Annotated in this window: 12 protein-coding genes; all 12 read right to left on the bottom strand. The window is 39.6% G+C overall.

Annotated elements, in window-relative coordinates; all coding sequences use genetic code 11:
- Window positions 1–88: 88 nt before the first annotated feature.
- On the bottom strand, window positions 89–2,017 hold the full coding sequence (gene ftsH, locus RYM16_RS05595; protein WP_009352663.1) for an ATP-dependent zinc metalloprotease FtsH: 1,929 nt from the start codon (window positions 2,015–2,017) through the stop codon (window positions 89–91).
- A gap of 88 nt (window positions 2,018–2,105) precedes the next feature.
- Complete coding sequence (gene hpt / locus RYM16_RS05590; protein WP_105081405.1) at window positions 2,106–2,651, bottom strand: hypoxanthine phosphoribosyltransferase; 546 nt, start codon at window positions 2,649–2,651, stop codon at window positions 2,106–2,108.
- Between the two features lie 23 nt (window positions 2,652–2,674).
- Window positions 2,675–3,673 carry a tRNA lysidine(34) synthetase TilS gene (gene tilS / locus RYM16_RS05585; protein WP_314982835.1) on the bottom strand — a complete coding sequence of 333 codons (999 nt, stop codon included), beginning with the start codon at window positions 3,671–3,673 and terminating at the stop codon, window positions 2,675–2,677.
- The gene (locus RYM16_RS05580) at window positions 3,642–4,538 is read right to left on the bottom strand and encodes a phosphatase (protein ID WP_314982833.1); all 897 of its coding nucleotides are present in this window, start codon (window positions 4,536–4,538) and stop codon (window positions 3,642–3,644) included. The genes tilS and RYM16_RS05580 overlap by 32 nt, the downstream gene beginning before the upstream one ends.
- Window positions 4,539–4,634: 96 nt before the next feature.
- On the bottom strand, window positions 4,635–5,036 hold the full coding sequence (locus RYM16_RS05575) for a S1 RNA-binding domain-containing protein (RefSeq protein ID WP_314727374.1): 402 nt from the start codon (window positions 5,034–5,036) through the stop codon (window positions 4,635–4,637).
- A 67-nt stretch (window positions 5,037–5,103) separates the two neighbouring features.
- The gene (locus RYM16_RS05570) at window positions 5,104–5,436 is read right to left on the bottom strand and encodes a septum formation initiator family protein (protein WP_043006286.1); all 333 of its coding nucleotides are present in this window, start codon (window positions 5,434–5,436) and stop codon (window positions 5,104–5,106) included.
- Between the two features lie 169 nt (window positions 5,437–5,605).
- The gene (locus tag RYM16_RS05565; protein WP_314982831.1) at window positions 5,606–6,553 is read right to left on the bottom strand and encodes an L-lactate dehydrogenase; all 948 of its coding nucleotides are present in this window, start codon (window positions 6,551–6,553) and stop codon (window positions 5,606–5,608) included.
- A gap of 314 nt (window positions 6,554–6,867) precedes the next feature.
- Window positions 6,868–7,674 (bottom strand): hypothetical protein, encoded by an 807-nt coding sequence (locus RYM16_RS05560; RefSeq protein WP_314982829.1) that lies wholly within the window; start codon window positions 7,672–7,674, stop codon window positions 6,868–6,870.
- Window positions 7,675–7,818: 144 nt separating this feature from the next.
- Window positions 7,819–8,289, bottom strand: coding sequence for a 2-amino-4-hydroxy-6-hydroxymethyldihydropteridine diphosphokinase (gene folK, locus RYM16_RS05555; RefSeq protein WP_314982827.1), 471 nt, complete (start codon window positions 8,287–8,289; stop codon window positions 7,819–7,821).
- The gene (gene folB / locus RYM16_RS05550; protein ID WP_009352705.1) at window positions 8,289–8,651 is read right to left on the bottom strand and encodes a dihydroneopterin aldolase; all 363 of its coding nucleotides are present in this window, start codon (window positions 8,649–8,651) and stop codon (window positions 8,289–8,291) included. The genes folK and folB overlap by 1 nt, the downstream gene beginning before the upstream one ends.
- A complete protein-coding gene (gene folP / locus RYM16_RS05545) occupies window positions 8,651–9,487 on the bottom strand; it encodes a dihydropteroate synthase (protein WP_009352669.1) in 837 nt (278 codons plus the stop codon). Before folP ends, folB begins: the two co-directional genes overlap by 1 nt.
- A complete protein-coding gene (gene folE / locus RYM16_RS05540) occupies window positions 9,480–10,049 on the bottom strand; it encodes a GTP cyclohydrolase I (RefSeq protein ID WP_009352693.1) in 570 nt (189 codons plus the stop codon). Before folE ends, folP begins: the two co-directional genes overlap by 8 nt.
- Window positions 10,050–10,055: the final 6 nt, after the last annotated feature.

The raw sequence follows: 10,055 nt of genomic DNA, 5'->3' as shown, positions 1-10,055 counted from the left end.
AAAACCGACCTCCTTAACGTTAAGATTTTTGGTCTAACATTAAGGGGTCGGTTCACAACGAGGCCAGCTCTTTTATTTAGATATCTCATTATTTGATTTCATTAGAAGGTGTTTCACTAGGAGCATCCACTGTAGCAGTGTTTTCTTTAGCTTCAACCACCTCTGGTACTACAATACCTGCCGCTTCTAGAGCTTCTTTAGGCTCCTCAACTTCAGGGGCTTTCGTTGTACCATATTTATAAAGATTGTCTACAGCTTTAGAATCGATTGTTTCTTCTTCTAACAAAGCATTTGCCATGTCATGTAAGAATTTTTCATTTTCACTGAGAAGTTTTGTTACATCTTTGTACGCTTCTTCTACAATGCGATGAATTTCAGAGTCGATTTTTGCTGCAATCTCTTCACTATAGTTGCGCTCGTGTCCAAGGTTTTTACCCAAGAATACTTGTTCTTGTTGTTCACCAAATACGATAGGACCAAGCTCATCGCTCATACCCCAACGCGTTACCATCGCACGAGCTGTATTCGTTACACTTTGAAGGTCACCAGAAGCACCTGTACTGATTTCATCTAGGATTAAGGCCTCTGCAATTCGACCACCAAGAGCTACGCGAATATCCGCTAATAATTGAGATTTTGTTTTGTAATTTTGTTCCTCTGTAGGAAGCATCATAGTGTAACCACCTGCTGCGCCACGAGGAATGATTGTTACCTTATGAACAGGATCTGCATGAGGCAATAAATGTGCCACAATAGCATGACCAGATTCATGGTACGCTGTTAACTTACGGTCTTTCTCGCTCACAATATGACTGCGGCGTTCAGGACCCATGCTAACCTTTTCACTTGCTTCTTCAACTTCAGCCATAGTGATAACTTTTTTGTTAAGGCGAGCCGCCAATAAAGCCGCTTCGTTTAACAAGTTGTTCAAGTCAGCACCAGTAAAGCCTGGAGTTTTCTTCGCAATTGTTTTTAAGTCTACATCGTCAGCCAATGGCTTGTTACGAGCATGTACTTTCAAGATTGCTTCACGACCGCGTAAGTCTGGACGACCTACGATAACTTGACGGTCAAAACGACCTGGACGCAACAGCGCTGGGTCAAGAATATCTGGGCGGTTTGTAGCGGCGATGGTAATAATACCTTCGTTGGCACCGAAGCCATCCATTTCAACGAGCAATTGGTTCAATGTTTGTTCACGTTCATCGTGACCACCACCAAGACCAGCACCACGTTGGCGACCAACCGCATCAATTTCGTCGATGAAGATAATACATGGGGCATTCTTTTTCGCTTGTGTGAAAAGATCACGCACACGAGATGCACCAACACCTACGAACATTTCTACAAAATCAGAACCGGAAATCGTAAAGAATGGTACCCCTGCTTCACCAGCTACGGCTTTAGCAAGCAATGTTTTACCTGTACCTGGAGGTCCAGCGAGCAATACACCTTTCGGAATTTTAGCACCGATAGTTGTAAATTTACCTGGATCTTTCAAGAATTCTACTACTTCTTCCAATTCTTGTTTAGCTTCTTCAGCACCTGCTACATCTTTGAAGCTAACCTTTACATTACCTTCACCCATCAATTTAGCACGGCTTTTACCGAAGTTCATCACTCGGCCACCGCCACCTTGTGTTTGTTGCATGATAAAGAAGAACAATACGACCAAGATGATAATAGGAATAGCAGAACCTAACAGGCTCATCCACCAAGCTGGTTGCTCAGGTGGAGCTGCTGTAATTTCTACGCCATTATCTTGTAATGTTTTAATTAATGTTTCATCACTAGGCGCATAAGAATTGAACTCTGTTCCATTTTTTAGTTTACCTTTAATACCGTGATCATTGGTAATCGTTACGGACTCAACCTTTTTCTGTTGTACTTGTTGAATAAATCCTGTGTAACTAAGTTCAGATTTATTCGCACTTTGACCAGAGAAAGCGTCAATGGCGATAACGAAAGCGGCAATGATAAGTAAATAAAGGACGATATTTTTAGTAAATCGACCCAAAATATTACCCCTTTCAATAGTAATTTAGTTGTATAAACGAATTGAGTACATCTCATTGAGAGATGCACTCATATATTATATCATATTTTTAATTTTGATACATTTCTTCCTTTAAAATACCGATATAAGGCAAGTGACGATATTTTTCCGCGTAGTCTAAACCATAACCGATAACAAAGTAGTCAGGAATGATAAAGCCTACATAGTCTACTTCTACGTCCATTTTACGGCGGTCAGGTTTATTTAATAACGCTGCAAGACGTACGCTTTTAGCGCCACGAGCATGTAAATTTTCTAGCAAGTAATGTAATGTTGTACCAGTATCAACGATATCCTCTACAACGAGTACATGTTTACCCTCTACAGAGCGATCTAAATCTTTTAAAATTCGAACTACCCCTGTACTAGTTGTACCACTGCCATAACTAGAACAAGAGATGAAATCAAAACTTACATCTACGCTGTCATCAATAGCGCGTGCTAAATCTGTAAAGAATACGATAGCACCCTTTAATACCCCTACGAGCACAACGGATTCATTTTGGTAATCTTTACTAATCTCTTTACCTAATTCCGCTACACGTGCTTTTAATTGTTCCTCTGTATATAAAATATCTTTTGCATCTTGATGCATCTATATGACCTCCACGATTCATATTAATGTTTGCAATATACCTTTATTGTATCACATTGAGCGGTTACTTTTATACTTTTTATAGTGAAAGTTTTCCCTTCTCCGGTGTTAACAATATCTAGTAATTGCTCTTGATGAGCTGTAGTAAGCGTTATATCAGAGTCAATAGAACTCATCAAACGCTGCCACAAACGACGTTGTATAGCAACTGGTTCCTTTCGTAAGGCCTTACGAGATAAACGCATTTCATTTTTATCAATAGTCACTAATCGCTCAAAAGCTTGTACCGTCAAATTAGAAATTACTGCTAAATCTTCACTTACAGAACTTCCTAATCTAGCGATAGCATCTACTACATTAGGGTTAATCGATTCTAACTCCGGTATAATGCGATGACGAATTCTATTTCGCTGATATCGAATATCATCATTTGTAGAATCAATACAATACGTGAGCTTTCTATCGGCTAAATAAGCTAATAATTCCTCTTTTGTAACATCTAATAAAGGTCTAATCACAGGAATATCATAGTCATGGCTGACTACAGCCATACCTGTTAGCCCGTTTAATCCTGTACCTCTAATGAGATGCGCTAGAATCGACTCTGCTTGATCGTCCTTATGATGAGCTACCGCAATATAATCATACCCCTCAGACTGAGCTATTTCATTTAGCCATTGATAGCGAACTTGCCTACCAACGGTCTCCTCAGATAGCTTTAGGTCTTTACTCAAGGTAGGCACATCAAAGGTAGTTGTATAAAACGACAACCCTAATGCATCTATCTGATTTTGAAGCCATAGAACCTCATCTTTACTTTCAGGGCGAATAGAGTGGTCTACGATAGCAATACCAAGCTTATATTTTGTATGGCGATGCGCAGCAATGTCTTGTAATAAATGTAATAAAGCCATCGAATCTGGACCACCAGAACAAGCTATCAATATACGGCTATTTTCAGGAAATAGCTTATGTAATTTTAAAGTGTGATTAACTCTTCGAATGAGTGCTTTCACATTCACGGGCCATCGCCTCCATACCATCTTGGTCACTCACAAATACATGAGGCACCTCATAAGCGTCCATAAAGGACGTTAAAATCTCCGCACCGGCTACGATGATATCGGCACGACCGGCAGGTAATCCTTTGACTTGCAATCGCTCTTCACAGCTCATGTAACGCAATCTCATAATGATGCCTTCCACAGTCTCACGGCTCAATTTATGTCCTTGCACCTTAGTGCCATCATAATCTTCTAACTTTAAATCGATAGCCGCCAAGGTCGTTAACGTACCGCCGATACCAATGAATTCACCAAATTCCCCTTCAATCATCATCGGATCCCACAAGAATTGAGTTTCTTCCCACACACGTTGAGGACCTTCGTCAGACATAGATTGAAGGCGTACAGCCCCTATAGGATAAGAGCGGCTCCAATAAACGCCGTCCTTATTGCCTAATGCTAGCTCTGTACTACCGCCACCGATATCAATAGTTGTATAGTGACGGCCATCATTCAACTGGTCCCCTAAGGCGCCATTAAAGCCATAAATAGCCTCTTCATCGCCCGAGAGAATACGCCATTCCATCGGACAATATTCGCTAATGTGCTCCATAAATTCAAGGCCATTAGCGGCTTCACGAACAGCGCTCGTTGCAAAACCAAAGCAGTATTCCGCTCCGTATTGGTCGGCTAATTTCTTAATATCCCTGAAAGCTTGATATGATGCTTCCATCGATTCAGTACGTAATGTACCATCTGTATTTCGCTCTCCAAGACGAGTAGTCCACAACTGTTTTGGCTCGTAATGCCAAATTTTATTTTCATAAGTAGCTAATAATAAGCGTACTGAATTAGATCCAATATCGATAATTGCTAACTTCATAATCGCTCCTTGCATACAGTAGTATCCACCTAATACTACTGCCCCCTTACTATTTTATACATAAGTAAAGAGATGGCAGAAAGCCATCTCTCACTATTAATCTCGACGACCGCCTCGGCCTCCGCGTTTACCTTCTGTATTGCGTTTTAAATCGTGCAGGCGTTCATTGCTATCGCGCAAAAATGATTTCATCTTTGCTTCGAAAGCCTCTGCACTTTGCTTAGATTGAACTCGACGAGGACGTCTTTCTTCACTTACCACTTCTTTAGGTTGTGTTTGACGAATAGAAAGACCAATTTTATTGCCGTCAATGGATAAAACCTTTACCTTTACAGCATCTTCAACCTTTAATACGGTATTAATATCTTCGACATACCCATGAGCTACTTCAGAAATATGAACTAGCCCTGTTTGTTTCTCTCCTAAATCAACAAATACGCCGAATTTTGTAATACCAGATACGGTACCATCTACAATGTTACCAACTTCGATTGCCATGCAACCTCCTAATTAATGCGGAAACCACAAACTACACAATAAAGCGAATCAAAAATTAAATTCTTACCTATTTTACATATGGTACTTCACCAGGCTTAACTAAGCCTAATTCCTCACGAGCCACCCCTTCAATGGTCTTCGGATCTTGTAACTTAGCCTTTTCCTGCTCTAATTCTTCATTTCGCTGTTTTAATTCTTGCAATTGTTGCTCTATATGTTGTTTTTCTTGATATACAGCCACCAAGCGATAGGCCTGCCCTAACAATAGCAGCACCATAATCCCTATGCCAATTCGCTTGATCCACATGAGGATAATACGCTGATCCTGCGCTTTGCGATTAGGGCGAACCCGTTTGCGCGGCCTTTTTGGACGTTGTACTTCCATAGTGTCCTGAGTCATAATGTCCCCCAAAAATATTCATCATCTGTATATTATCATTCCTAAATTATACCACATAACATAGCTTGGGACTAAATAATATTACAGATATTTCTCTAGAAAAACAGAGTGCAATTGTATATATGTATGCAAAGGTACAGTTATGTATACAGCTAACGATAAGCTATATTTACATAGTTTCTGCCTTAGTAGCATGTTCACGAATAATAGCACAGGAAGCTTTAAATAAAGTTAACTCTTCAACAGTAAGTTGTAGTTCTAAAATATCTTCAATACCATCTTTACCAATAACAGCAGGAGTGGACGCAAAAATTCCGCTTTCTCCGTATTGGCCATCCAAGTAACAAGAACAAGGCAGTACCTTCTTTTCATCGTGGAATACGGCGCGAATTAGCTCAGTAGTGGCGCTAGCAATGCCAAATTCTGTAGAGCCTTTACCGGCTAATACATGGTAACCACCAATCTTTACATCATCTAATACTTGTTGAAGGTCAAGTGTAGGGAATCTATGAGGTAATTCCTGTTGTAACTGCTCTAAGGGCTTACCTTGAACGCATACGTGAGACCACGGCACCATGGCACTACCACCATGCTCACCTAAACAATAGGCCGTAATAGAGCGATTACTAATGTTGAAAATATGAGCTAATTCTTTTTGGAGTCGAGCTGAATCTAATGCTGTACCAGTAGAGATAATGCGCTTAGGATTCCAATTTAAATGTTTACATAAGTAAGTGGCCACCACATCTGCAGGATTTGAGATAGAAATAATAAACCCATCAAACCCAGATTGTTTAATACGAGGAATAACGTCCTTTAATACCTCTACCGTTTCACCAAGACTTTCTAAACGATCTTGATACAAATTTGGCAAAGGTCCTGCACTAAATACGAGAATATCACAATCTCCACAGCCCTCAATAGGACCTGCAGTAGCTATTACTTTATGGGGAATATAGCTAACCGCATCATTAATATCCATAGCTTGGGCTTTTGCCTTTTTCTCATCAATATCCATCATATATAGCTCATCAACTTCACCTTGTAACGCAAGAGAAAAAGCTACATGAGAACCTACGTGACCAGTACCAATAATACCTACTTTACGCAATTTCATAAGAGCCTCCAATTATTAGCGAGTAAATGATAAAACCTTAACCAACACCAATGTATTGAAATCAAATACTCAATATCTAAATACTTTATATCAAAATTCTATATTTTCTATTTAAATTATAGAAAATCATATGATTTAAAGAATACATAATTATTATATACCCATTTTTAGAAAATCTATTAAAAACACTGAAAAAAGACTGTTATATGAAATGCACCCCAAAATTATGTCCAAATTTTGGGGTACATTTCATATAACAGTCTTCCTATCTTTAGTTGTATCTAGTAAAGAAACTGACCACAACAAAATCGCACTTATAAAGCCATATCTTCAAGGTTAAGAGGGAATAAGTCTTTATCCTCCATCACTTGTGGTGATTTTTCTAAATATTGTTTACGCATAGTCCATAAAATTTCTAAATCCTTAGGATCTAGTTTAGATAGTGCATATATCATAGTGAAGTCCCCGCCATAATGGCCACGTAAGCTATCCGGTACACCTTTAGGCCCTTCACCGCCAAGGCGATTATTAAAGAACCCCTGCATGCGACGATTATCTAAATCAATAATAATAAAGCCTGACGCATCATATACATATAATGTATGGTTTATACGTTTTAAGGCACGTACCGTATTCGTAATAAAATACTGGTCCTTCATATCGATAAGAGATGATTCATAACCAGAATGGTAAAAGTCACCATAATAATGAGCCCCTCTATCAGTAGACTCTAATAAGCCTTTTAATTCGTTCTGCTCTTGAGTCGTAAAATCAGATAAAGTTTTTACCGACTTAATATCTCGTAACCCCCGTTGGTAATCATCAGTCTTAGGTGGTTCTATATGCTGACCTCTAAAGGTAATTGGCATAAGACGAAGCGTATTATCAGCTAGGTTATAAATCCCAAAACCTTCGTAACCTAAGAAATACACTTGTGAATCAATGGATTTCATCGCTAATATTCGTTTTGAAATAATGGCATCACTAGAGTTGACTAATGTATGCGCTTCTGGATCTATACGCACTGTTTTAGTATCGTAGTTGACTCCTACCGCAAGCCAATAGGATATCCCCACTACAATCAAAGCCAGTACACATAAACCGATACGTTTTATATTCATTTACACTCCCTATGATTCCCAATCATAAAACGTAAACTCATGTACAATATGTATCGTATTTACTAGTTCATTAATCTTAGTATTTAGTAGCTCATTAATCTTAGTATTTACTGGTTCACTAATCTTAACACATACATCGCTCTTTTATTCACTTAATTGAGCTAATCGCTCATTAATTGTCATATCTTTATAGGTAAAAGTTGGCACCAACTCATATAGTGGTTCTAATACAAAGGAGCGCTCCCAAAAATGTGGATGCGGCACAACGAGTGTTGCATCATTTAAAGAAAGCATAGCGCCTTGCGAGTCGTAAGCTAAAATAATATCTAAATCTAGCGTGCGAGGCCCCCAATGAATCAAACGTTTGCGGCCTGCCCCTTTTTCAAGACATTGAATTAGACCGAGCATTTGATGCGGATCTAAAGTACTTTCACAAAACCACATGCCATTAACAAATGTATCTTGCTCCGTATAACCCCACGGCTCAGTTTCAATAAGCGTAGAAGTAATCACCTTAGAAACAGCTTCATGTTGCTGCAATGACTGAAAGGCAGAATGAATGTAGCCTTTCTTGTCCCCCATATTGGAGCCTACACTGATGTAATAGGTATACATCAAACTTGTCCCCTTGTAGTTACAACCTCAACATAATCTAAGATGCCTGCAATTGGTACAGATGGCTTCCGCACCGTTACAGATAAACCTACGATACCTTGGTAATGTTGATACAAGGAATCCGCAATAAGCGCCCCCAAGCGCTCCAATAGATTACGTTTCTCACCAGTCATAACAGATTCTACAATTTCATATACTTCTACATAATTGATAGAGTCCTCTAGCAGATCACTTTGACCCGCCTTGGTAAGATCTGTTGTAATTTCCACATCTACAAAAAATCGTTGACCTTGTGCTTGTTCAGATTCCAAGTTCCCATGGTATCCATAGAAGGCCATATTTTTCAAAACGATTTTATCCATTATTCACCTCGTAATAGGCCATCCGCGACTGCTAAAGCACGCTTATGCATCTTCACGTTGTGAACACGCACCATATCAACGCCTTGGAATACACCTGTAATACAAGCGGCTACAGTACCTTCATCGCGTTCTTCTGGTGGCAAACCGCCCAACATAGACCCGATAAAACCCTTACGGCTAGGTGCCAACAAAATTGGATATTCATAAGCTGTTAACTCACCTAATCGCTGCATAACTTCAATATTTTGTTCTTCTGTTTTACCGAAGAAGCCAATACCTGGGTCGAGCCAGATTTGTTGAGGTGTAACCCCCTCTTTTAACGCTTTATCGATAGCCCAGAAGAAGAATGCTTTCATATCCTCAATAATATCGCCATAGTTTGTATCATTACTATTGTGCATGATAATAACAGGCACCTTGAAGTTAGCTGCTACTGCCGCCATATCAGGATCATAATGTAGTCCCCATATGTCATTTAAAATATGCGCCCCTTTAGAAAAGGCATATTCAGCTGTTTTAGCGTGATAAGTATCGATAGATACGGGAACTGTAGATGCATTTAATACAGGATCTATTAATAGAGACAAACGCTCAATTTCTTCGTCTGCCGTCAATGGTGTAGAACCTGGGCGTGTAGATTCAACGCCTAAATCAATAATGTCCGCACCATCTTCAATCATTTGTTTTACATGCGCTGCTGCTGTCTCTGGTGTGTTAAATAGACCGCCATCAGAGAAGGAGTCAGGTGTACCATTGAGTATACCCATGATAAGGGTACGATCGCACAAAGATAAACTTTTGCCATCATTCCATGTATAATTTCTACGTTTAAACATTTGCCTGTCCTCCACCTAACATTGCCAACGCTTCATCTCTTAATGTGCCTTTTTCGGCCAATACGCCTCGGCTTTCTAATGTAATAACCTTTGAATCTTGCTGCATGGTACCTTTGATGAGCATACACAACTGAGTCGATGTAATGCGTACAAATACGCCATGAGCGGATAAATCATTCATAATAGCATCTGCCAATTCAGATGCCAACCGCTCTTGTAATTGCGGTCTACGGCTAAGAATATTAACAATATCTTGGAACTTGCTAAGTCCTGCAACACACCCATCCTTAGGTTGGTACACAATATCTACAGTACCAAAGAAAGGCAATAAATGGTGCTCGCACATGGAATAAAACGGAATTCCTGTAACTGCCACAAGACCTTTATAGTCTGTGCTAAAGGTTTCTCCCCATGCCGATTTTGTATCTAATCCTACACCGCTGAATAATTCACTATATAATTCTGTTACACGACTTGGTGTCTTCTCTAACTCTGGTGCCTCTGTATCAACAGATAAAGCCTCTAAGAATTGCTTTATCCCGTCCTTTGCACGTTGATTCATCGGTCC

Origin of the sequence: uncultured Veillonella sp. (genome assembly GCF_963524655.1) — a bacterium.
GTDB lineage: Bacteria > Bacillota > Negativicutes > Veillonellales > Veillonellaceae > Veillonella.
This window is presented reverse-complemented; position numbering and strand designations above follow the sequence as displayed.